This window comes from Serratia sp. LACPHL-BACT-2024-00286 (assembly GCF_043109535.1).
Lineage (GTDB): Bacteria > Pseudomonadota > Gammaproteobacteria > Enterobacterales > Enterobacteriaceae > Serratia > Serratia sarumanii.
On sequence record NZ_JBICNA010000002.1, the window covers coordinates 286,022 to 308,517 of the forward strand.

Genomic DNA, 22,496 nt, shown 5'->3' on the forward strand with positions numbered 1-22,496 from the left:
AATAATTCAAGAAAGAGAGTATTCAGGCTCGCCCTGAACGCGCGCGTCCCGGACGCGCTATGTGACATCAACCAGGCCCGATGTGACCTAGAGGAATAGTTTGAACGTCGCAACACAAGAAATTTTGTTAGAGCCCGCAGACAACAAGCGTTTGCTCAGCCTGTGCGGCCCGTTTGATGACAACATCAAACAACTCGAGCGCCGATTGGGCATCGAAATCAATCGCCGCGACAACCGTTTCAAGCTGGTCGGCAAAAACCTGTGCGTGGCCGCCGCCGCCGATATCCTGCGCCATCTGTACGTGGATACCGCGCCGATTCGCGGCGTGATCCCGGATATCGATCCGGAGCAAATCCACCTGGCCATCAAAGAGAGCCGGGTGCTGGAACAGGTAGCCGACAGCGTGCCGGATTACGGCAAGGCGGTCACCATCAAAACCAAGCGCGGCATGGTGAAACCGCGCACGCCCAACCAGGCGCAGTACATCGCCAACATTCTCGATCACGACATCACCTTCGGCATCGGCCCGGCGGGCACCGGCAAGACCTACCTGGCGGTCGCCGCCGCGGTAGATGCGCTGGAGCGCCAGGAAATTCGCCGCATTCTGCTGACCCGCCCCGCGGTCGAAGCCGGCGAAAAGCTGGGCTTCCTGCCGGGTGATCTGAGCCAGAAGGTCGATCCCTATCTGCGCCCGCTGTACGACGCCCTGTTCGAAATGTTGGGCTTCGAGCGCGTGGAGAAGCTCATCGAGCGCAACGTGATCGAAGTCGCGCCGCTGGCCTATATGCGCGGCCGCACGCTGAACGACGCCTTTATCATTCTGGATGAGAGCCAGAACACCACCATCGAACAGATGAAGATGTTCCTGACGCGCATCGGCTTCAACTCGAAGGCGGTCATCACCGGCGACGTCACCCAGATCGACCTGCCGCGCAACCAGAAATCCGGCCTGCGCCACGCGGTGGAAGTGCTGTCGGACGTGGAAGAACTGAGCTTCAACTTCTTCCACAGCGAAGACGTGGTGCGCCACCCGGTGGTGGCCCGCGTGGTCATCGCCTATGAGGCCTGGGAAGCGGCCGAACAGAAACGCAAAGACGCGATTGCCGAACAACGTAAGCGCGAGGCGCTCGCCGCCTCCGAGCAGGAGACACCATGAGCCAGGTGATTTTGGATCTGCAGATTGCCTGTGAAAGCGGCGACGGCCTGCCGGATGAGGCCACCTTCCAGCGCTGGCTGGAAGGCGTGCTGCCGCAATTTCAGGAAGAGGCCGAGGTGACCGTGCGTCTGGTGGACGAAGCGGAAAGCCACGAGCTGAACCTGACCTACCGCGGCAAAGACAAGCCGACCAACGTGCTCTCTTTCCCGTTCGAGGCCCCGCCGGGCATCGAGCTGCCGCTGCTCGGCGATCTGATCATCTGCCGCCAGGTGGTTGAACAGGAAGCGATTGAGCAAGGCAAGGCGCTGGAGGCCCACTGGGCGCATATGGTTGTCCACGGCAGTCTTCATCTGCTAGGGTATGACCACATCGAAGACGATGAAGCCGAAGAAATGGAGTCTTTGGAAACCGAAATCATGCACGGACTGGGCTATCCTGATCCGTACCTGGCGGAAAAAGACCCCGTCTGACGTCAGCCGTTTACCCTACAGCCCCCTGCGGGGCTGTCGCTGACGCCCCTTAACTCTGACATGAGTGACAGTAACGAAAACGCCATGAGCGACGACCATTCACAAAGCAATGACAGCCCCAGTCCCAAGAAGGGGTTCTTTACTCTTATCCTTAACCAGCTGTTCCACGGCGAGCCCAAAAACCGTGGCGATCTGGTCGAGCTGATCCGTGATTCCGAACAAAACGACCTGATCGATCCCGATACTCGCGACATGCTGGAAGGCGTGATGGATATCGCCGAGCAGCGCGTGCGCGACATCATGATTCCCCGCTCCCAGATGGTGACGCTCAAGCGCAACCAGACGCTGGAAGAGTGCCTGGACGTGATTATCGACTCCGCCCACTCGCGCTTCCCGGTGATCAGCGAAGACAAAGATCACATCGAAGGTATCCTGATGGCCAAGGATCTGCTGCCGTTCATGCGCGCAGACTCCGAGCCGTTCAGCATCGACAAGGTGCTGCGCACCGCGGTGGTGGTGCCGGAAAGCAAGCGCGTCGACCGGATGCTGAAAGAGTTCCGCTCCCAGCGCTATCACATGGCGATTGTCATTGACGAATTCGGCGGCGTGTCCGGCCTGGTCACCATCGAAGACATTCTGGAACTGATCGTCGGCGAGATCGAAGACGAATACGACGACGAAGACGATCTGGATATCCGCCAGCTCAGCCGCCACATGTACACCGTGCGCGCGCTGGCCCCAATCGAAGACTTCAACGAAGCCTTCGGCACCCATTTCAGCGACGACGAGGTCGATACCATCGGCGGTCTGGTGATGCAGGCCTTCGGCCACCTGCCGGCGCGCGGGGAAACCATTGAAATCGAAGGTTACCTATTTAAAGTTGCCATGGCCGACAGTCGACGTATTATCCAGGTTCATGTAAAAATTCCGGACGATTCTCCACCACCGAAACTGGAAGATTAAATCCAACATGGCTAAAGCCTCATTACTTGAACGCCAGCGGGTTCGCGCCCTGCTGGCGCTGTTGTCAGGTGCCGGCGGGACGCTGGCGTTCTCACCCTACGACTTCTGGCCCGCGGCCATCGTCTCCCTGTTCGGCCTGCTGGCCGTCACCCTCAATCGCACCGCCAAACAGTCCGCCCTGCTCGGCTTTGTCTGGGGCTTCGGGCTGTTCGGCAGCGGCATCAACTGGGTGTATGTCAGCATCGCCGATTTCGGCGGCATGCCTTTCGCCGTCAACGTCTTCCTGGTGGTGCTGCTCGCCGCTTACCTGTCGCTGTATACCGGGCTGTTCGCCGGGCTGTTGACGCGCCTGTGCCCGGCCACCCGCTGGTGGCGGCTGGCCATCGCCGCGCCGGCGCTGTGGCAGGTGACCGAATTCCTGCGCGGCTGGGTGCTGACCGGCTTCCCCTGGCTGCAGTTCGGCTACAGCCAGATCAACGGCCCGCTGAAGGGCATCGCGCCGCTGCTGGGCGTCGACGCCATCACCTTTGTGCTGATGGCCATCGCCGGCCTGCTGGTGTACGCCGTCAATCAGCGCCGCCTGTCGGCTGCGGTCATCGCCGCCGCGCTGCTGCTGTTGCCGTGGCCGCTGCGCCAGCTGCAGTGGTTTACCCCGCAGCCGGAGAAAGCGGTGAACGTCGCCATGGTGCAAGGCAACATCGCCCAGTCGATGAAATGGGATCCGAAAGCGCTGGTCAGCACGCTGCAAACCTATCTGGACGAAACCCGTCCGTACGTGGGCAAGGCGCCGATCGTCATCTGGCCGGAGTCCGCCATCCCGGATTATGAAGCCAACCAGAACGGCTTCCTGACCATGATGGACGACCTGATGCGGGCGAAGAACAGCAGCCTGATCACCGGCATCGTCGACGTGCGCGCCACGCCACAGGGCCAGCAGATCTACAACAGCGCCATCGTGCTCGGCGAGCCGACGCCGTACAGCTACCCGGACAAAAATCGCTACAACAAGCACCACCTGGTGCCGTTCGGCGAATTCGTGCCGCTGGAGACGCTGCTGCGGCCGCTGGCGCCGTTCTTCGATCTGCCGATGTCTTCCTTCAGCCGCGGCGACTATGTGCAGCCGCAGCTCAGCGTGCGCGGGTACAACCTGACGGCGGCCATCTGCTACGAAATCGTGCTGGGCCAGCAGGTGCGCGATAACTTCCGCCCGGACACCAACTTCCTGCTGACCATCTCCAACGATGCCTGGTTCGGCCACTCCATCGGCCCGTGGCAACACTTCCAGATGGCGCGCATGCGGGCGCTGGAGCTCGGCCGGCCGCTGCTGCGCAGCACCAATAACGGCGTCACCGCCGCGGTGGACGCGAACGGCGAGGTGATCGCCGAAATCCCGCAGTTCACCCGTCAGGTGCTCGAAGTGAAGGTCACGCCGACCACCGGCGTCACGCCTTATGCGCGCTTCGGCGCCACGCCGCTGTGGGTGATTACCCTGCTGCTGGGCGGCTGGGCGCTGATGTTGGGCCTGCGCCGCAAATAATCCTCTCCGTCGGGGCGCGCCCGCCGCGCCCCACTTTCCCGTCAATATCCCCACCTCAGTCAGAAAATGCCGTTAAATCAACGCGGCTGGCACACTCCTTGCTTTTATCTATGGCGACCTCGCGCGCCGGTTTACTTTTGCTGACGTTTTGTCGCACCTGCGCACATTTTGGGTGCGTCGAGCGCACCGCACGAGTGCGTCAGCGTTTTGTTGCATTGATTTGGTGCGCGCGGCGTCTCAAAAAATGAAACATTTTAGTTTCAAGATATTCACAATCGGTTATTTTTTAACGGCTATCCGTTCTAAGACTATCTTTATAACTTGAGCAATAAATAGTCGGTTTAACCTGACGCTCTTTAGTCAGAGCCACCACAACAGCAAAGGAGTTGGACCATGCAAATGCGTAAATTGGCGTTATCGTTACTGCTGCTCGGTATGGCAGGTAGCGTGGCGCATGCGGAAGACCTGACCGGTACGCTGAAGAAAATCAAAGACAATGGCGTGATCGTTGTCGGCCACCGCGAATCGTCAGTGCCGTTCTCCTACTACGACAACCAACAAAAAGTTGTGGGCTACTCTCAGGACTACTCCAACCAAATCGTTGAAGCCGTTAAGAAAAAGCTGAATGCACCGAATCTGCAGGTGAAAATGCTGCCGATTACCTCGCAGAACCGCATCCCGCTGCTGCAAAACGGCACCTATGATTTCGAGTGCGGCTCCACCACCAATAACCTCGAGCGCCAGAAACAGGCCGCCTTCTCCGACACCATTTTCGTGGTCGGCACCCGCTTGCTGGTGAAAAAAGGCTCCGACATCAAAGACTTTAAAGACCTGGCAGGCAAACCGGTGGTGGTCACCTCCGGCACCACCTCCGAAGTGCTGCTGAACAAGCTGAACGACAGCGGCAAGATGAACATGCGCATCATCAGCGCCAAAGATCACGGCGATTCCTTCCGCACTCTGGAAAGCGGCCGCGCCGTGGCCTTCATGATGGATGACGCCCTGCTGGCGGGCGAGCGCGCCAAGGCCAAGAAACCGGATCAGTGGGAAATCATCGGCACGCCGCAGTCGAAAGAGGCCTACGGCTGCATGCTGCGTAAAGACGACCCTGAGTTCAAAAAACTGGTCGATGACACCATCGCCCAGGCGCAAACTTCCGGTGAAGCGGCCAAGTGGTTTGACAAATGGTTCAAACAGCCTATCCCACCAAAACAGCTCAACATGAACTTCGAACTGTCGGACGACATGAAGCAACTGTTCAAAGAGCCTAACGACAAAGCGTTGAACTAAATAGAACAAAAGCCGGGGCGGCCGCCAGGCCAAACCGGCCCAGTTGATGACTGGGACAGACAGGAATGAGGGGGGCCGTTCCCCTCCCTCATTTTCCCCAAGGCGCGCCACCGACATCCGTACACAACAAGCCAGCCAGACTGGCCGCGCGGCGATCGGCGCTCATCAAGTCATCAATCTTCGGCGCCCTGCGCCCGTTTATCGGAGTTTGTTATGTCAATAGATTGGAACTGGGGTATCTTCCTGCAGCAGGCCCCGTTTGGGAACACCACTTACCTCGGCTGGATCTGGTCCGGCTTTCAGGTCACGGTGGCCCTCTCCGTCTGTGCATGGATTATCGCTTTCTTCGTCGGTTCGCTGTTCGGTATCTTGCGTACCGTGCCCAACCGCTTTCTTTCCACCCTCGGCACCTGTTACGTCGAGCTGTTCCGCAACGTGCCGCTGATCGTGCAATTCTTTACCTGGTATCTGGTGATCCCCGAGCTGCTGCCGGTCAATATCGGCACCTGGTTCAAGACCGAGCTGGATCCCAACGTGCAGTTCTTCGTCTCTTCCATGCTTTGTCTGGGGCTGTTTACCGCCGCCCGCGTTTGCGAGCAGGTGCGCGCCGCCATTCAATCCCTGCCGCGCGGCCAGAAAGCCGCCGGGCTGGCGATGGGCCTGACGCTGCCGCAAACCTACCGCTACGTGCTGTTGCCGAACGCCTACCGGGTGATCGTGCCGCCGATGACCTCGGAGATGCTCAACCTGGTCAAAAACTCCGCCATCGCCTCCACCATCGGGCTGGTGGACATGGCCGCGCAGGCCGGCAAGCTGTTGGATTACTCCGCACACGCCTATGAATCCTTTACCGCCATCACGCTGGCTTATATCGGCATCAACGCCGTTATCATGCTGTTTATGCGTCTGGTCGAAAAGAAAGTGCAGTTGCCTGGCAACCTGGGGAGTAAATAATGTACGAATTTGACTGGGCGTCGATCGTCCCAAGCTTCCCTTATCTGCTGCAGGGCATGGTGATCACGCTGAAGATCACCGTGACCGCCGTCGTGGTCGGCATCCTGTGGGGCACCGTGCTGGCGGTGATGCGCCTGTCGCCGTTCAAACCGATCAGCTGGTTCGCCACCCTGTACGTCAACCTGTTCCGTTCGGTGCCGCTGGTGATGGTGCTGCTGTGGTTCTATCTGGTGGTTCCAAGCTTATTACAACAGGTTCTAGGGCTGTCGCCGAAAACCGATATTCGCCTGATCTCGGCTATGGTAGCCTTTTCCCTGTTTGAAGCGGCTTATTATTCGGAAATCATCCGCGCCGGCATTATCAGCATCTCGCGCGGCCAATCTTCCGCCGCGCTGGCGCTGGGCATGACCCACTGGCAATCCATGCGGCTGGTGATCCTGCCGCAGGCGTTCCGCGCCATGGTGCCGCTGCTGCTGACCCAGGGCATCGTGCTGTTCCAGGATACCTCGCTGGTTTACGTACTGAGCCTGGCCGACTTCTTCCGCACCGCGTCGACCATCGGCGAACGCGACGGCACCCAGGTTGAAATGATCCTGTTCGCCGGCTTTGTCTATTTTGTTATCAGCCTCGCCGCCTCGGCGCTGGTAAGCTATTTGAAGAAAAGGACTGTTTGATGATATCCCTGAAAAATGTTTCCAAGTGGTACGGTCACTTTCAAGTGTTGACCGATTGCACCACCGAAGTGAAAAAAGGCGAAGTGGTCGTCGTCTGCGGTCCTTCAGGTTCCGGCAAGTCCACCCTGATCAAAACCGTCAACGGCCTGGAGCCGATCCAGCAGGGAAGCATCCTGGTGAACGGCACGCCGGTCAACGACAAGAAAACCAACCTGGCGCAGCTGCGCGCCAAGGTCGGCATGGTGTTCCAACACTTTGAACTGTTCCCGCACCTGTCCATCATCGACAACCTGACGCTGGCGCAGGTCAAAGTGCTCAAGCGCGATAAGACCGCCTCGCGCGAGAAGGGCCTGAAGCTGCTGGAGCGCGTCGGCCTCACCGCCCATGCCAACAAGTTCCCCGGTCAGCTGTCCGGCGGCCAGCAGCAGCGCGTCGCCATCGCCCGCGCGCTGTGCATGGATCCGATCGCCATGCTGTTCGATGAGCCGACCTCGGCGCTCGATCCGGAAATGATCAACGAAGTGCTGGACGTGATGGTCGAACTGGCGAACGAAGGCATGACCATGATGGTGGTGACCCACGAAATGGGCTTCGCCCGCAAGGTGGCGAATCGCGTGATCTTTATGGACGAAGGCAAAATCGTCGAAGACCGCAACAAAGACGATTTCTTCAACAACCCTGAATCCGATCGCGCCAAGGACTTCCTGGCCAAGATCCTGCACTGATCGCGCAGTCCCCTAAACCCAAGCGCCCCTAGGGGCGCTAGTTTTTCGGCGCCCATGCGCCTGAATGCCCCTCATTGCCGCCTCAACAAAGTTAGGATTTATCTTAAACCCCCCGTCGCGATGACCGTAAACAACGCGCGATCCTGCAGGCTGTCCTACCTTTGATGATTAACTCACCCATCAGAGAGGCTGGCATGATTCAACTGGTACAAGCGGAGTACAACATCAAATCCGGTTATCCGATTGTTCGACGCACGTTGGAAGACAAGAAGAAACTGATTGAAAAACCGGGTTACGGGCCTGAGTCCTGTTGCGCCACCATCGAATACCAGCTGCGCGGCAGCACTCGCTATGCCTTTGGCAATAGCCAGATGAAAATGGAGATGCCGCCGGATATCTACACCCATAACTGGGTCAAGCTTCATGCCGAAATGGCCGCGCTGGTTGCGGCGATAAGACGTATCGAACGCTTTGACGCCGATAAGGAGCAGGTGCCGATCACCAACGTGTATATCGAGCTGCGCCCCTGCGAGGCCAACTGCATGCAGGCACTGCAAAATATCTTGCCCGACGGCACTACCGTCTATTACTCCTTCTTGCACCCAACCGAGGTGGAAGAATGGAAACGCAGCGCTCATGAACTCTGCGGTGTCTGAACGCCTTATCCGGTCGCGCTAACGCCCGGCACTAAAAGCGCTTGTTTCTCCCCGGTTTTGATCCGATGCTCGCTGGATAACAAACAGAGGAGAAAGAACATGCCCCGCCCTATTATCATCGATTGCGATCCCGGCCTCGACGACGCCATCGCGCTGGCCATGGCGCTGCGTTCGCCGGAGCTGGACGTCAAAGCCATCACCACCTCCGCCGGCAACCAGACGCCGGAGAAAACCCTGCATAACGCGCTGGGCCTGTTGACCCTGATGGGGCGCGAGGACATACCGGTCGCCGCCGGCGCCGGCGGCCCGCTGATGCGCGAGCTGGTGATCGCCGACTATGTCCACGGCAAAACCGGCATGGGCAACACCCACCTGCCGACGCCGACCCTCAAACCCGATCCCCGCGGCGCCGTCGAACTGATCGCCGACCTGCTGCGCACCAGCCCGCAGCCGATAACCCTGGTGGTGACCGGCCCGATGACCAACATCGCCCTGCTGTTGGCCCAGCATGCCGAGCTGAAAAGCCGCATCGAGCGCATCGTATTCATGGGCGGCGGCATGAACGCCGGCAATACCACGCCGGTCGCGGAGTTCAACATCTTCGTCGATCCCGAAGCCGCCGAAATGGTGCTGAAATCCGGCGTGCCGCTGACCATGGCCGGGCTGAACGTCACCCATCAGGCGCTGGTGTTGCCGCAGGATATCGAACGCATTCGTCAGATAGCCAATCCGGTCGCGCAGGCGGTCGCGGAGATGCTCGATTTTTACCTGCCGCTGTATCTCAGCCACCCGCGCGGCCTGCCCGGCGCGGCGATGCACGATCCCTGCACCATCGCCTGGCTGCTGGCGCCGCAGCTGTTTACCGGCGTAGAGCGCTGGGTGGGGGTGGAAACCAAGGGGGAATACACCGCCGGCATGACGGTGGTGGACTATTTCCAGCAAACCGGCAACGCGGCCAACGTGGAAGTGCTGACCGGCATCAACCGCGAAGGCTTTATCGATCTGCTGGCCGAGCGCGTAGCGCGTTATTGATCCCATCGGGGCGCATTCGCGCCCCTAGTTCAATTTTTTTGATTTAACTCAGCGAATTTTTGCGCTATCACTGTTCCTGGCTTGCCTCTACCATGCGTTTACACCGACTGACATCGTTACCGATTAGACTTCGCCTGGAGATAAGCCAATGAGCCGCGTACTGGTCCTGAAATCAAGTATTCTGGGTGAATATTCCCAGTCTGGAAAATTAGTCGATTTTTTTGTTGAACAATGGCGTGAAACTCACCCTGAAGACAGGTTCACCGTGCGCGATTTGGCCAACCCGACGCTGCCGGAGCTGGATGGTGAAGTGATGGCCGGTTTTACCGCCGGCGATAAACCGCTGACGCCGCACCAGCAAAGCACCCTGGCGCTGTCCGATGAGCTGATTGCCGAGCTGAAGTCGCACGACACGCTGATCATCAGCGCCCCGATGTACAACTTCAACATCCCTACGCAGCTGAAGATCTACTTCGATCTGATTGCCCGCGCCGGTCAGACGTTCCGCTATACCTCCGCCGGCGCCGAAGGGCTGGTGACAGGCAAGAAAGCGATCGTCATCTCCAGCCGCGGCGGCATCCACGCCGACACGCCGACGGATCTGATCACGCCGTACGTGAAGCTGTTCCTGGGCTTTATCGGCATCACCGACGTTGAATTCGTGCTGGCGGAAGGCTTCGCCTACGGCCCGGAAGCGGCGGAGAAAGCCGCCCAGGACAGCCGCATCGCGGTCGCGCAGAAAATCCCGGCCGGCGTCGCCGTACCGGCCAGCGCACCGGCGCAGGCGCAAGCCGCCCCGGCTACCGTCAGCGGCGGTTTCCTCAGCAACCTGCTGAAGAAACTGTTCCGCTAAACGCCGGCCTTAGCGTTCCCCGCCCTGCCGGGGAACGCCATCAAGGTTCAAACGGCCGCCGCTGGAACTGGTCGTGGCCGCATTTCGGGCACAGCGGCAGCACCTCCGGCGTGTAGAACGCCAGGTGGTAGTGACACTGCTCGCACACCAGATTGCCCAGCCCCACTACTTCACCGCTGTGGTAAACGCCGTGGTGGCTGACATCCTTGAACACCTCGCGCCACTCCAGCTGGGTTTTGTCGGTGATATCCGCCAGTTCCTGCCATAGGCTCTCTTTGATCACCCGCATAAACACGCTGTCGGTAAACTCGTCCCGGCTCTCCTGATAGCTGCGGGCGAACTCTTCCAGATCGCGCCGCACCGCCTGCGTCACCTGCCGCACCTCATCACGGGTCAGATCCTCGGCCTCGTTCAACCGCCGCTCCGCGCTGGCCACCAGTTCGTCGATATCGCGTTCACCGTTTTTCAGGCGTTCGGTCAGCGATGCCACCAATTCGCGGTAATACTGAGCAACCTTGTTCATAGACTCTCCTCGATAAACGCTGCGCCGGACTTGGCTGTAGGGATACCCCTAAGCTACTTGTTCTTATTTTAGCCGTAAATGACTGATGTCACTTGGCAAGACGCGGGATCCGCAGGTTGTGAGCCGCGTCATGACGACGCTTTTTTTAAATGCGCCGAGTCAGGCGCTTGGAGTTGTTGCCGGGAGGTCTTATCAGCTATGCTATGCGGATCTACGAATACTAAATGTTCATTGCGTTGCCTCTGACCGGGGCAACGGTTTACACCTACAGGACCACCGGCCGCCATGCAAGAGCAATACCGTCCAGAAGACATAGAATCGAACGTACAGCTTCACTGGCAAGAGAAGCAGACTTTCAAAGTTACCGAAGACGACAGCAAGGAAAAGTACTACTGCCTATCCATGCTGCCTTACCCATCCGGCCGACTGCACATGGGCCACGTTCGTAACTACACTATCGGCGACGTGATCTCGCGCTATCAGCGCATGCTGGGCAAAAACGTGCTGCAGCCGATCGGCTGGGATGCGTTCGGCCTGCCGGCGGAAGGCGCGGCGGTGAAAAACAACACCGCACCGGCCCCGTGGACCTACGACAACATCGAATACATGAAGAACCAGCTGAAACTGCTGGGCTTCGGCTACGACTGGGATCGCGAAATCGCCACCTGCCAGCCGGAATACTACCGCTGGGAACAGTGGTTCTTCACCAAGCTGTATGAAAAAGGCCTGGTCTACAAGAAGACCTCGGCGGTGAACTGGTGCCCGCACGATCTGACCGTGCTGGCCAACGAACAGGTTATCGACGGCTGCTGCTGGCGCTGCGACACCAAGGTCGAGCGTAAAGAGATCCCGCAGTGGTTCATCAAAATCACCGCCTACGCCGATCAGCTGCTGAACGATCTGGACACGCTTGAAAGCTGGCCGGAGCAGGTGAAAACCATGCAGCGTAACTGGATTGGCCGCTCCGAAGGCGTGGAAATCACCTTCGACGTGGCGGACAGCGAAGAGAAGCTGACGGTTTACACCACCCGTCCCGACACCTTCATGGGCGCCACCTACGTGGCGGTCGCCGCGGGCCACCCGCTGGCGCAACAGGGCGCGCGCAACAACCCGACGCTGACCGACTTCATCGACGAATGCCGCAACACCAAAGTTGCCGAAGCCGAAATGGCGACGATGGAGAAGAAAGGCATGCCGACCGGCCTGTTCGTTGTCCACCCGCTGAGCGGCGAGAAGCTGCCGGTGTGGGTCGCCAACTTCGTGCTGATGGAATACGGCACCGGCGCCGTGATGGCGGTACCGGCGCACGACCAGCGCGACTGGGAATTCGCCACCAAATACGATTTGCCGATCAAACCGGTGATCCTGAACCTCGACGGCAGCCAGCCTGACGTGAGCGCCGAAGCGATGACCGACAAAGGCGCGCTGTTCAACTCCGGCGAGTTCGACGGCCTGGACAATGAAGCGGGCTTCAACGCCATCGCCGACAAACTGGTCGCCAAGGGCGTAGGCCAGCGCAAGGTCAACTACCGTCTGCGCGACTGGGGCGTTTCCCGTCAGCGTTACTGGGGCGCGCCAATCCCGATGGTGACGCTGGAAGACGGCACCGTGATGCCGACGCCGGAAGACCAGTTGCCGGTGATCCTGCCGGAAGACGTGGTCATGGACGGCATCACCAGCCCGATCAAGGCCGATCCTGAGTGGGCGAAGACCACCGTCGACGGCCAGCCGGCGCTGCGTGAAACCGATACTTTCGACACCTTTATGGAGTCTTCCTGGTACTACGCGCGCTACACCTGCCCGCAGTATGACCAAGGCATGCTGGATCCGGCCGCCGCCAACTACTGGCTGCCGGTCGATCAATATATCGGCGGCATCGAACACGCCATCATGCACCTGATGTACTTCCGCTTCTTCCACAAGCTGATGCGCGATGCGGGCCTGGTGGATTCCGACGAGCCGGCCAAGCGCCTGCTGTGTCAGGGCATGGTGTTGGCCGACGCCTTCTACTACACCGGCAACAGCGGCGAGCGCGTCTGGGTGTCCCCGGTTGACGCCACCGTCGAGCGCGACGACAAGGGCCGCATCATCAAGGCCACCGATCCGCAAGGCCGTGAACTGGTCTATGCTGGCATGAGCAAAATGTCGAAGTCGAAAAACAACGGCATCGACCCGCAGGAGATGGTGGAAAAATACGGCGCGGACACCGTGCGTCTGTTCATGATGTTCGCTTCACCGGCAGAAATGACGCTGGAGTGGCAGGAATCCGGCGTGGAAGGGGCTAACCGCTTCCTGAAACGCGTGTGGAAACTGGCCTACGATCACGTGGAAAAAGGCGCGGTGCAGCCGCTGGACGTGGCGGCGCTGAACGAAGATCAGAAAGCGCTGCGCCGCGATCTGCACAAAACCATCGCCAAGGTGACCGATGACATCGGCCGCCGTCAGACCTTCAACACCGCGATCGCCGCCGTGATGGAGCTGATGAACAAGCTGGCCCGCGCGCCGCAGGAGAGCGAGCAGGATCGCGCGCTGCTGCAGGAAGCGCTGCTGGCCGTGGTTCGCATGCTGTATCCGTTCACCCCGCACGTATGCTTCACGCTGTGGCAGGCGCTGGGCGGCGAAGGCGACGTGGACACTGCGCCATGGCCGGTTGCCGACGAGCAGGCGATGGTCGAAGACTCCAAACTGGTGGTGGTGCAGGTGAACGGCAAGGTTCGCGCTAAAATCACCGTATCCGCCGATGCGACCGAAGAGCAGGTGCGCGCGCGCGCTGCCGAAGAGCATCTGGTGGCTAAATATCTGGACGGCGTCACGATTCGCAAAGTGATCTACGTTCCGGGCAAACTGCTTAACCTGGTTGTGGGTTAACACAAGGAGGAATTGTGCGACAACGCATTCTGACGCTGTTGCTGGGGTTGGCGGTGCTGGTCACCGCCGGCTGCGGTTTTCACCTGCGCGGCACCACGCAGGTGCCTAATGAAATGAAAACGCTGATCCTGGACAGCGCTGACCCTTACGGCCCGTTGACGCGCTCGGTGCGCGAACAGCTGCGTCTGAACGACGTGACTATCGTCAGCGATCCGAAGCGTAAAGACGTGCCTTCCCTGCGCATCGTCGGCGCGACGGAAAGCCAGGATACCGCTTCGATCTTCCAGGACGGTAAAACCGCCGAGTACCAGATGGTGCTGACCGTGCAGGCGCAGGTGCTGATCCCGGGCCATGACCTGTATCCGCTGTCGGTGAAAGTGTTCCGTTCCTTCTTCGACAACCCGCTGACCGCGCTGGCCAAGGACTCCGAACAGGAGATCATTCGCCAGGAAATGCGTGAGCAGGCGGCGCAACAGCTGGTGCGCAAACTGCTGGCCGTGCATGCGGCGGAAGAAGATAACCGGCAGAAAGCCGCTGCCGCCGGTGAACGAGCGGCAAGCCAAACCGCACAATGATCCGCATTTATCCGGAACAACTTGCCGCGCAGCTCCGAGAGGGGCTGCGCGCTTGTTATTTATTGAGCGGCAATGAACCGCTGCTGCTGCAGGAGAGCCAGGATTTGCTCCGGCAGGCCGCGCAACAGCAGCAGTTCAGCGAGCACTACAGCATTTCCCTCGACGCCCATACCGACTGGGACGCCATCTTCGGCATCTGCCAGGCGATGAGCCTTTTCGCCAGCCGCCAGACGCTGCTGCTGATCTTCCCCGAAAACGGCCCGACGGCGCCGATCGGCGAACAGCTGACCAAGCTCGCCACGCTGCTGCACGAGGATATCCTGCTGATCCTGCGCGGCCCGCGCCTCACCAAAGCGCAGGAAAACAGCGCCTGGTTCAAGGCGCTCAGCCCGCACGGCGCCCTCGTCAGTTGCCAGACGCCGGAACAGGCGCAGCTGCCGCGCTGGGTCGCCACGCGCGCCAAGGCGATGAAGCTGGAGTTGGACGACGCCGCCAATCAGCTGCTGTGCTACTGCTACGAAGGCAACCTGCTGGCGCTGTCGCAGGCGCTGGAGCGGCTGTCGCTGCTGCACCCGGACGGCAAGCTCACGCTGCCGCGCGTCGAACAGGCGGTGAACGACGCCGCCCACTTCACGCCGTTCCACTGGCTGGACGCCCTGCTGGCCGGCAAGAGCAAGCGCGCCTGGCATATTTTGCAGCAGCTGCAGCAAGAAGACGTGGAGCCGGTGATCCTGCTGCGCACCCTGCAGCGCGAACTGCTGCTGTTGCTGACGCTGCAGCGCCGCATGGCTTCCGCGCCGCTGCGCACGCTGTTCGATCAGCACAAGGTCTGGCAGAACCGCCGCCCGCTGGTGACCCAGGCGCTGCAACGCTTGTCCAGCCCCCAGCTGCAGCAGGCGGTACAGCTGCTGACGCAAATCGAGCTGACCCTCAAGCAGGACTATGGCCAGTCGGTCTGGCCGGAACTGGAAACCCTGTCGATGCTGCTGTGCGGCAAACCCTTGGCCACGAGTTTTACCGATGCCCACTAACCCGGAACACCCCACCGTTTTGCACGCGCTGTTCGGCGGCACCTTTGACCCGATCCACTACGGCCACCTGCGGCCGGTGGAAGCGTTGGCCGCCGAAGTGGGCCTGAATCGCGTCACGCTGCTGCCTAACCACGTGCCGCCGCACCGCCCGCAGCCGGAGGCCAATGCGCAGCAGCGCCTGAAGATGGTCGAGCTGGCGATCGCCGGCAATCCACTGTTTGCCGTCGACGATCGCGAACTGCACCGCACCACCCCCTCCTACACCATCGAGACGTTGGAAACGATTCGTAAAGAGCGTGGCGCCGCCCAGCCGCTGGCGTTTATCATTGGTCAGGACTCACTGCTGACGCTGCATAAGTGGCACCGCTGGCAGGCGCTGCTGGACGTGTGTCATCTGCTGGTGCTGGCGCGCCCGGGCTATAACGATCGCATGGACACGCCGGAACTGCAGCAGTGGCTGGAACGCCATCGCACCGCCGACCCGGTGCTGCTCAGCCGTCGCCCGCACGGCCATATCTATTTGGCCGATACGCCGGAGCTGGAAATTTCCGCCACCGAGATCCGTCAGCGCCGCCATCAGGGCCTCAACTGCGACGACCTGCTGCCACGCCCGGTGCAGCGCTATATCGAGTTGCAGGGTTTATATCGCTAGCGAAAGGTGCGTGATATACTGCGCCGCTATTTTTCAGGTATCCGCTGAAAACCCCGGAAACCTTAGCTGGCCGGGCAGTCACCAGTTAGCTGGCTTTCAGCGGCAGCCTGCCGAAACCATTATCCGGTTACGCCGCGGCGCGCGCATTTTGCCCGCCGCAGCCGACTGAACAGAACACACCCGAGGGGGAACCTTTGCAAGGTAAAGCGCTCCAAGATTTCGTCATCGATAAAATCGATGATCTGAAAGGCCAAGACATTATCGCTCTGGACGTCCAGGGCAAATCCAGCATCACCGATTGCATGATCATCTGCACCGGCACCTCGACTCGCCACGTGATGTCGATCGCCAGCCACGTGGTGCAGGAATCCCGTGCCGCGGGCATGGAGCTGTACGGCATGAAAGGCCAGGAAGCCTCCGACTGGATCGTGGTCGATCTGGGCGAAGTGATCGTACACGTGATGCAGGAAGAGAGCCGTCGCCTGTACGAGCTGGAAAAACTCTGGAGTTAAGCGGTGAAACTGCAATTGGTGGCGGTCGGCACCAAAATGCCAGACTGGGTGCAAACCGGCTTTATGGATTACCTGCACCGCTTTCCCAAAGATATGCCGTTTGAGCTGACCGAGATCCCGGCGGGCAAACGCGGCAAAAACGCCGACATCAAGCGCATTCTGGACAAGGAAGGCGAACAGATGCTGGCGGCGGTGGGCAAAGGCAACCGCATCGTTACGCTGGACATCCCAGGCACGCCGTGGGAAACGCCGCAGCTGGCGCAGCAGCTTGAACGCTGGAAGCAGGATGGCCGCAACGTCAGCTTGCTGATCGGCGGCCCGGAAGGGCTGGCGCCCGCCTGCAAAGCCGCTGCCGAGCAGAGCTGGTCACTGTCTCCGCTGACGCTGCCGCATCCTTTGGTGCGCGTCCTGGTGGCCGAAAGCCTCTACCGCGCCTGGAGTATTACTACAAATCATCCTTACCACCGGGAATAGCCGGTGGTGACCGTGACAGAGTGAAATAAAGCAGCGGGATGAAAATAGAACGTAACCCTTTTCGCGACTATACGGCTGAATCCGCCCTGTTTGTACGCCGCGCCCTGGTGGCGTTTCTGGGCATCCTGGTGCTGTCCGGCATCCTGATCGCCAACCTGTATAATCTGCAAGTGCTCCGCGTCGAGGATTACCGCACCCGCTCCAACGAAAACCGCATTAAGCTGGTGCCCATCGCGCCCAGCCGCGGCATTATCTACGATCGCAACGGCACCCCGCTGGCGCTCAACCGCACCATTTATCAGCTGGAGCTGATGCCGGAGAAGGTTGACGATCTCAAAGCCACGCTGCAGGCGCTGCGCACGGTGGTCGATCTGACCGACGACGACATCACCAATTTCGAAAAAGAGCGCAAGCGTTCGCGCCGCTTCGTCTCCATTCCGGTGAAAACCGCGCTGACCGAGGTGCAGGTCGCCCGCTTTGCGGTCAATCAGTTCCGCTTCCCCGGCGTGGAAGTGAAAGGTTACCAGCGCCGCTACTATCCTTACGGCTCCGCCCTCACCCACGTCACCGGCTACGTGTCGAAGATCAACGACCGCGACGTCGAACGCCTGGACAAAGACGGCAAACTGGCCAACTACGCCGCCACCCACGATATCGGCAAACTGGGCATCGAACGCTATTACGAAGACACGCTGCACGGCAAAACCGGCTACGAAGAGGTCGAGGTCAACAACCGCGGCCGGGTGATCCGCCAATTGCACGAGCAGCCGCCTTCCGCCGGTCAGGACGTCTACCTGACGCTCGATCTTGAGCTGCAGCGCTACATCGAGCAGTTGCTGGTGGGCAGCCGCGCCGCGGTGGTGGTGAGCGATCCGCGCACCGGCGCCATCCTGGCGATGGTGTCCAACCCGAGCTACGATCCGAACCTGTTCGTGGACGGCATTTCCAGCAAGGATTATCAGGGGTTGCTGAACGATCCGAATCGCCCGCTGATCAACCGCGCCACGCAAGGGGTTTACCCGCCCGCGTCGACGGTGAAACCTTATATCGCAGTGTCGGCACTCAGCGCCGGCGTGATCACCAAGAACACCGTGGTGTTCGATCCCGGCTGGTGGCAACTGCCCGGCTCGGAAAAACGCTTCCGCGACTGGAAAAAATGGGGCCACGGCCGCCTGAACGTCACCAAGGCGCTGGAAGAGTCCGCGGATACCTACTTCTATCAGGTCGCCTATGACATGGGGATCGATCGGCTGTCGAGCTGGCTGACCAAATTCGGTTACGGCCAGTACACCGGCATCGATCTGGCCGAAGAGCGTTCCGGCCTGATGCCGACGCGCGAATGGAAGCTGAAACGCTATAAAAAACCGTGGTATCAGGGCGACACCATTCCGGTGGGCATCGGCCAGGGCTACTGGACCGCCACGCCGATCCAGATGGCCAAAGCGCTGAACACCCTGATCAACGACGGCACCGTCAAAACGCCGCACCTGCTGCAGAGCACCCGCGTCAACGGCGCGCTGGTGCCGTTCAAACAGGAAGAGAGCACGCAGATCGGCGATATTCACTCCGGCTTCTGGGAAATCGCCAAAGACGGCATGTACGGGGTGGCCAACCGTCCGAACGGGACGGCGCGCAAGTACTTTGCGGACGCACCTTATAAAGCCGCGGCGAAATCGGGTACCGCACAGGTATTCGGCTACGAAACCTACAACGCCCACAAACTGGCGGAGCACCTGCGCGATCACAAGCTGATGACCGCCTTCGCGCCGTTCAACAACCCGACGGTGTCGGTCGCCATCATTCTGGAAAACGGCGGCTCCGGTCCGGCGGTGGGCACCATCACCCGCCAGATCCTCGACCATATCATGCTGGGCGACAACAATACGCAATTGCCAAGCGAGGCCCCGCTGCCGCCTGGCGTAGAAGGTGACTAAGGTAGAACATGACTGAAAGCCAACAAAAAGGCTCGATCTGGACCAAAATCCACATCGACCCGACGTTCCTGCTGCTGATCCTGGCCCTGCTGGTCTACAGCGCCTTCGTGATGTGGAGCGCCAGCGGCCAGGACATCGGCATGATGGAGCGCAAGATCGGGCAGATCGTCATGGGGCTGATCGTGATGGCCGTCATGGCGCAAATCCCGCCGCGCGTGTACGAAAGCTGGGCGCCCTATCTGTATATTTTCTGCGTGATTTTGCTGATCCTGGTAGACGCCTTCGGGCAGATCAGTAAAGGCGCGCAGCGCTGGCTGGATCTGGGCGTGGTGCGCTTCCAGCCGTCGGAAATCGCCAAGATCGCCGTGCCGCTGATGGTGGCGCGCTTTATGAACCGCGACGTCTGCCCGCCTTCGCTGAAAAACACCGCCATCGCGCTGGTGCTGATCTTCCTGCCGACGCTGCTGGTGGCCGCACAGCCGGATCTGGGCACCTCGATCCTGATCGCCGCCTCCGGGTTGTTCGTGCTGTTCCTGTCGGGCATGAGCTGGAAACTGATCGCCGTCGCCGCCGTCGCGCTGGCGGCCTTTATCCCGGTGCTGTGGTTCTTCCTGATGCACGGTTATCAACGCGACCGCGTCATGATGCTGCTCGATCCGGAAAGCGACCCGCTCGGCGCCGGCTACCACATCATTCAGTCGAAGATCGCCATCGGCTCCGGTGGCCTGTCCGGCAAGGGCTGGCTGCACGGCACCCAGTCGCAGCTGGAGTTCCTGCCGGAGCGCCATACCGACTTTATCTTCGCCGTGTTGGCCGAAGAGCTGGGGCTGATCGGGGTATTGGTGCTGCTGGCGCTCTACCTGCTGGTGATCATTCGCGGGCTGATGATCGCCGCCAAGGCGCAAACCACCTTCGGCCGCGTGATGGTTGGCGGCTTGATGCTGATTTTGTTCGTTTATGTCTTTGTTAACATCGGTATGGTCAGTGGCATTTTGCCGGTAGTTGGCGTACCTTTGCCTCTGGTCAGTTACGGGGGTTCGGCGCTGATAGTGTTGATGGCCGGTTTCGGCATCATCATGTCGATCCACACGCATCGGAAAATGCTGTCTAAAAGTTTATAAGAGGTGAGTAATGCGTAAGGAATGGCTTTGGATCGGCGTCGCGGCGGTGTTGCTCTCCGCCTGTACCGCCCCGACCACGGAACAGCAGGCGCCACAGCAGCCGTACAACGGCCCGGTGGTGGAAATCGGTGGCGTCGAGCCTCAATATGAACCCTATAACCCTAACAACATGCAGGATTATAAGGTTAATGGCGATACTTACCGCATCGTAAAAGATCCGCAGAACTTCTCGCAGACCGGCCTGGCGTCCTGGTATGGCGAAGAGGCTAACGGCAACACCACGGCGCTGGGTGAGCAGTTCGATCCCAACGGCCTGACCGCGGCGCACCCAACGCTGCCAATCCCAAGCTATGTGCGCGTCACCAACCTGGCCAACGGCCGTCAGCTGGTGGTGCGCGTCAACGATCGCGGGCCATACACCAAGGGCCGCATCATCGATCTGTCGAAAGCCGCCGCCGACCGCCTCAACCTGTCCAACAACACCAAGGTCAAAGTCGATTTCATCAACGTGGCGCCGGACGGCACGCTGAGCGGCCCGGGCACCATCGGCACCATCGTGGCGAAACAGAGTTACGCCCTGCCGGCACGCCCGGATCTCGGCGCCAGCGGCATGGGCACCCCGATCCAGCAGGACGTGCCGGTCGCCGGCGGCGCGGCGGTGCGCCCGATCGATAACAGCACCCTGCGCACCGACGATGGCGCTCCGGCAAACGCCGGCAACGGCCGCAGCGGTTTCCTCGGCGCTCCAAGCGCAGTACCGGCCGGCGTGCTGGAAGGTTCCGAACCGGAAGCCGCCGCCGTGGCCGCTCCGGTTGCGGCCGCTTCTTCCTCCGGCGGTTACGTGGTGCAGGTCGGTGCGCTGAGCAGCGCCGAGCGCGCCCAGAGCTGGCAGCAAAGCCTGAGCCAACAGTTTGGCGTGCCGGGCAAAGTGGCGGCCAACGGCAACGTTTATCGCGTCCAGCTCGGCCCGTTCAGCAGCCGTCAGCAGGCGGCCCAGCTGCAGCAACGCCTGGCCAGCGAAGCGCAACAACAGTCTTTCGTTACTGCTGCACCCTAAGCGTTATGCCCGGCGGGCATTCGCGGCTGATAAGCGGTTATTTAGCTGAAACATTTTCTTGCAGCTAAAAGGTCTTTAACCGCGATTAGTCAGATGAATGGATAATGCCTGCCGGGATCGCATCTGCTATAGTGTGGCTCGTTTTTTAACTTTACTTTCACGGATGTTGTAGTCCCGATCATGAAACAAGTAACTTCTTTTCGCTTAATCAAAAGCATCGCACTCGGCACCGTTATCGCAATGAGCGCAGCCTCCGTTGCACATGCCGATGACGTTAACATCAAAACCATGATCCCAGGTGTCCCGCAGATCGATGCGGAAGCGTACATCCTGATTGATTACAACTCCGGCAAGGTGCTGGCCGAGATGAACGCCGACGCGCGTCGCGATCCGGCCAGCCTGACCCAAATGATGACCAGCTACGTCATCGGCCAGGCGCTGAAAGCGGGTAAAATCGGCCAGGACGATCTGGTGACCGTCGGTCAGGACGCCTGGGCGACCGGCAACCCGGTGTTCAAAGGCTCCTCGCTGATGTTCCTGAAGCCGGGCGATCGCGTGCCGGTCTCCAAGCTGACCCGCGGCATCAACCTGCAATCCGGTAACGACGCCTGCGTGGCGATGGCCGACTACGTCGCCGGCAGCCAGGACGCGTTCGTTAACCTGATGAACACCTACGTCAGCAAGCTGGGCCTGCAGAACACCCACTTCCAGACGGTACACGGCCTGGATGCCCAGGGCCAGTACAGCTCGGCGCGTGACATGGCGCTGATCGGCCAGGCGCTGATCCGCGACGTGCCGGACGAGTACGCGATTTACAAAGAAAAAGAGTTCACCTTCAACAATATCCGCCAGATGAACCGCAACGGTCTGCTGTGGGATAACAGCCTGAACGTCGACGGCATCAAAACCGGCCACACCGACGCGGCGGGTTACAACCTGGTGGCTTCGGCGACCGAAGGCCAGATGCGCCTGATCTCCGCCGTGATGGGCGGCCGCACCTACAAAGGCCGCGAAGCCGAGAGCAAGAAACTGCTGACCTGGGGCTTCCGCTTCTTCGAAACCGTGGCGCCGCTGAAGGTCGGTAAAGAGTTTGCTTCCGAGCCGGTCTGGTTCGGCGATGCCGACCGCGTTGAGCTGGGCGTGGACAAAGACGTCTACCTGACCATCCCGCGCGGCCGCATGAAAGATCTGAAGGCCAGCTACGTGCTGAACACGCCGGAAATTCACGCGCCGCTGGCGAAAAACCAGGTAGTCGGCAGCATCAACTTCCAGCTGGACGGCAAAACCATCGACCAGCGTCCGCTGGTGGTGATGAACGAAGTGAAAGAAGGCGGTTTCTTCAGCCGCATCGTGGACTACATCAAACTGATGTTCCACCACTGGTTCGGTTAACGGTTGAAACGGGCGAAATTGCCCCCATATAGTGAATAACACTAACT

The 22,496-nt window shown here is 60.1% G+C and carries 22 protein-coding genes; 21 read left to right on the plus strand and 1 reads right to left on the minus strand.

Features of this window, described 5'->3' with window-relative positions; all coding sequences use genetic code 11:
• Positions 1 to 100 precede the first annotated feature (100 nt).
• The 11 genes from ACF8MC_RS07950 to ACF8MC_RS08000 all read left to right on the plus strand — a co-directional run bounded on the left by ACF8MC_RS07950 (position 101) and on the right by ACF8MC_RS08000 (position 10,310).
• Positions 101 to 1,156, plus strand: coding sequence for a PhoH family protein (locus ACF8MC_RS07950; RefSeq protein ID WP_033637443.1), 1,056 nt, complete (start codon positions 101 to 103; stop codon positions 1,154 to 1,156).
• Positions 1,153 to 1,626: an rRNA maturation RNase YbeY gene (ybeY, locus tag ACF8MC_RS07955; protein WP_033637441.1), complete on the plus strand. Its 474-nt coding sequence runs from the start codon at positions 1,153 to 1,155 to the stop codon at positions 1,624 to 1,626. The genes ACF8MC_RS07950 and ybeY overlap by 4 nt, the downstream gene beginning before the upstream one ends.
• An 84-nt stretch (positions 1,627 to 1,710) precedes the next feature.
• A complete protein-coding gene (gene corC / locus ACF8MC_RS07960) occupies positions 1,711 to 2,589 on the plus strand; it encodes a CNNM family magnesium/cobalt transport protein CorC (RefSeq protein WP_004939973.1) in 879 nt (292 codons plus the stop codon).
• A gap of 7 nt (positions 2,590 to 2,596) precedes the next feature.
• On the plus strand, positions 2,597 to 4,126 hold the full coding sequence (gene lnt / locus ACF8MC_RS07965) for an apolipoprotein N-acyltransferase (protein ID WP_033647194.1): 1,530 nt from the start codon (positions 2,597 to 2,599) through the stop codon (positions 4,124 to 4,126).
• Positions 4,127 to 4,519: 393 nt separating this feature from the next.
• Positions 4,520 to 5,416, plus strand: coding sequence for an amino acid ABC transporter substrate-binding protein (locus ACF8MC_RS07970; RefSeq protein ID WP_033637439.1), 897 nt, complete (start codon positions 4,520 to 4,522; stop codon positions 5,414 to 5,416).
• Between the two features lie 213 nt (positions 5,417 to 5,629).
• The gene (locus tag ACF8MC_RS07975) at positions 5,630 to 6,370 is read left to right on the plus strand and encodes an amino acid ABC transporter permease (RefSeq protein WP_033647195.1); all 741 of its coding nucleotides are present in this window, start codon (positions 5,630 to 5,632) and stop codon (positions 6,368 to 6,370) included.
• Entirely contained in the window at positions 6,370 to 7,044 is a 675-nt protein-coding gene (gene gltK / locus ACF8MC_RS07980) for a glutamate/aspartate ABC transporter permease GltK (RefSeq protein ID WP_033637438.1), read from the plus strand. Before ACF8MC_RS07975 ends, gltK begins: the two co-directional genes overlap by 1 nt.
• Positions 7,044 to 7,769, plus strand: a complete 726-nt coding sequence (locus ACF8MC_RS07985; RefSeq protein ID WP_033637437.1) for an amino acid ABC transporter ATP-binding protein — start codon at positions 7,044 to 7,046, stop codon at positions 7,767 to 7,769. The genes gltK and ACF8MC_RS07985 overlap by 1 nt, the downstream gene beginning before the upstream one ends.
• Positions 7,770 to 7,963: 194 nt before the next feature.
• Positions 7,964 to 8,425: a hypothetical protein gene (locus tag ACF8MC_RS07990; protein ID WP_033647196.1), complete on the plus strand. Its 462-nt coding sequence runs from the start codon at positions 7,964 to 7,966 to the stop codon at positions 8,423 to 8,425.
• Between the two features lie 99 nt (positions 8,426 to 8,524).
• Complete coding sequence (rihA, locus tag ACF8MC_RS07995) at positions 8,525 to 9,457, plus strand: pyrimidine-specific ribonucleoside hydrolase RihA (RefSeq protein WP_103798854.1); 933 nt, start codon at positions 8,525 to 8,527, stop codon at positions 9,455 to 9,457.
• A 148-nt stretch (positions 9,458 to 9,605) separates the two neighbouring features.
• The gene (locus ACF8MC_RS08000) at positions 9,606 to 10,310 is read left to right on the plus strand and encodes an FMN-dependent NADH-azoreductase (protein WP_033647198.1); all 705 of its coding nucleotides are present in this window, start codon (positions 9,606 to 9,608) and stop codon (positions 10,308 to 10,310) included.
• A 40-nt stretch (positions 10,311 to 10,350) separates the two neighbouring features.
• Here ACF8MC_RS08000 and ACF8MC_RS08005 read toward each other — a convergent pair whose 3' ends face one another.
• Positions 10,351 to 10,833 carry a zinc ribbon-containing protein gene (locus ACF8MC_RS08005; protein ID WP_025301844.1) on the minus strand — a complete coding sequence of 161 codons (483 nt, stop codon included), beginning with the start codon at positions 10,831 to 10,833 and terminating at the stop codon, positions 10,351 to 10,353.
• A 285-nt stretch (positions 10,834 to 11,118) separates the two neighbouring features.
• On the opposite strand from ACF8MC_RS08005, the gene leuS reads away from it, so the two are divergent.
• From leuS to dacA, 10 genes are all read left to right on the plus strand, one after another.
• Entirely contained in the window at positions 11,119 to 13,701 is a 2,583-nt protein-coding gene (gene leuS / locus ACF8MC_RS08010) for a leucine--tRNA ligase (protein ID WP_164105024.1), read from the plus strand.
• Positions 13,702 to 13,715: 14 nt separating this feature from the next.
• On the plus strand, positions 13,716 to 14,276 hold the full coding sequence (gene lptE, locus ACF8MC_RS08015; RefSeq protein WP_033637431.1) for an LPS assembly lipoprotein LptE: 561 nt from the start codon (positions 13,716 to 13,718) through the stop codon (positions 14,274 to 14,276).
• On the plus strand, positions 14,273 to 15,307 hold the full coding sequence (gene holA, locus ACF8MC_RS08020) for a DNA polymerase III subunit delta (RefSeq protein WP_164105025.1): 1,035 nt from the start codon (positions 14,273 to 14,275) through the stop codon (positions 15,305 to 15,307). Before lptE ends, holA begins: the two co-directional genes overlap by 4 nt.
• Positions 15,297 to 15,959: a nicotinate-nucleotide adenylyltransferase gene (nadD, locus tag ACF8MC_RS08025; protein ID WP_103772579.1), complete on the plus strand. Its 663-nt coding sequence runs from the start codon at positions 15,297 to 15,299 to the stop codon at positions 15,957 to 15,959. The genes holA and nadD overlap by 11 nt, the downstream gene beginning before the upstream one ends.
• Before the next feature lie 194 nt (positions 15,960 to 16,153).
• On the plus strand, positions 16,154 to 16,471 hold the full coding sequence (gene rsfS / locus ACF8MC_RS08030; protein WP_016928774.1) for a ribosome silencing factor: 318 nt from the start codon (positions 16,154 to 16,156) through the stop codon (positions 16,469 to 16,471).
• 3 nt (positions 16,472 to 16,474) lie between these two features.
• On the plus strand, positions 16,475 to 16,945 hold the full coding sequence (gene rlmH / locus ACF8MC_RS08035; protein ID WP_004940002.1) for a 23S rRNA (pseudouridine(1915)-N(3))-methyltransferase RlmH: 471 nt from the start codon (positions 16,475 to 16,477) through the stop codon (positions 16,943 to 16,945).
• Positions 16,946 to 16,983: 38 nt separating this feature from the next.
• The gene (mrdA, locus tag ACF8MC_RS08040; RefSeq protein ID WP_033637428.1) at positions 16,984 to 18,879 is read left to right on the plus strand and encodes a peptidoglycan DD-transpeptidase MrdA; all 1,896 of its coding nucleotides are present in this window, start codon (positions 16,984 to 16,986) and stop codon (positions 18,877 to 18,879) included.
• A gap of 8 nt (positions 18,880 to 18,887) precedes the next feature.
• Complete coding sequence (gene mrdB, locus ACF8MC_RS08045; RefSeq protein WP_004940006.1) at positions 18,888 to 20,000, plus strand: peptidoglycan glycosyltransferase MrdB; 1,113 nt, start codon at positions 18,888 to 18,890, stop codon at positions 19,998 to 20,000.
• Between the two features lie 10 nt (positions 20,001 to 20,010).
• Positions 20,011 to 21,057 carry an endolytic peptidoglycan transglycosylase RlpA gene (rlpA, locus tag ACF8MC_RS08050; RefSeq protein WP_060456806.1) on the plus strand — a complete coding sequence of 349 codons (1,047 nt, stop codon included), beginning with the start codon at positions 20,011 to 20,013 and terminating at the stop codon, positions 21,055 to 21,057.
• Between the two features lie 180 nt (positions 21,058 to 21,237).
• A complete protein-coding gene (dacA, locus tag ACF8MC_RS08055; protein WP_392423237.1) occupies positions 21,238 to 22,449 on the plus strand; it encodes a D-alanyl-D-alanine carboxypeptidase DacA in 1,212 nt (403 codons plus the stop codon).
• The last annotated feature ends 47 nt before the right edge of the window (positions 22,450 to 22,496 follow it).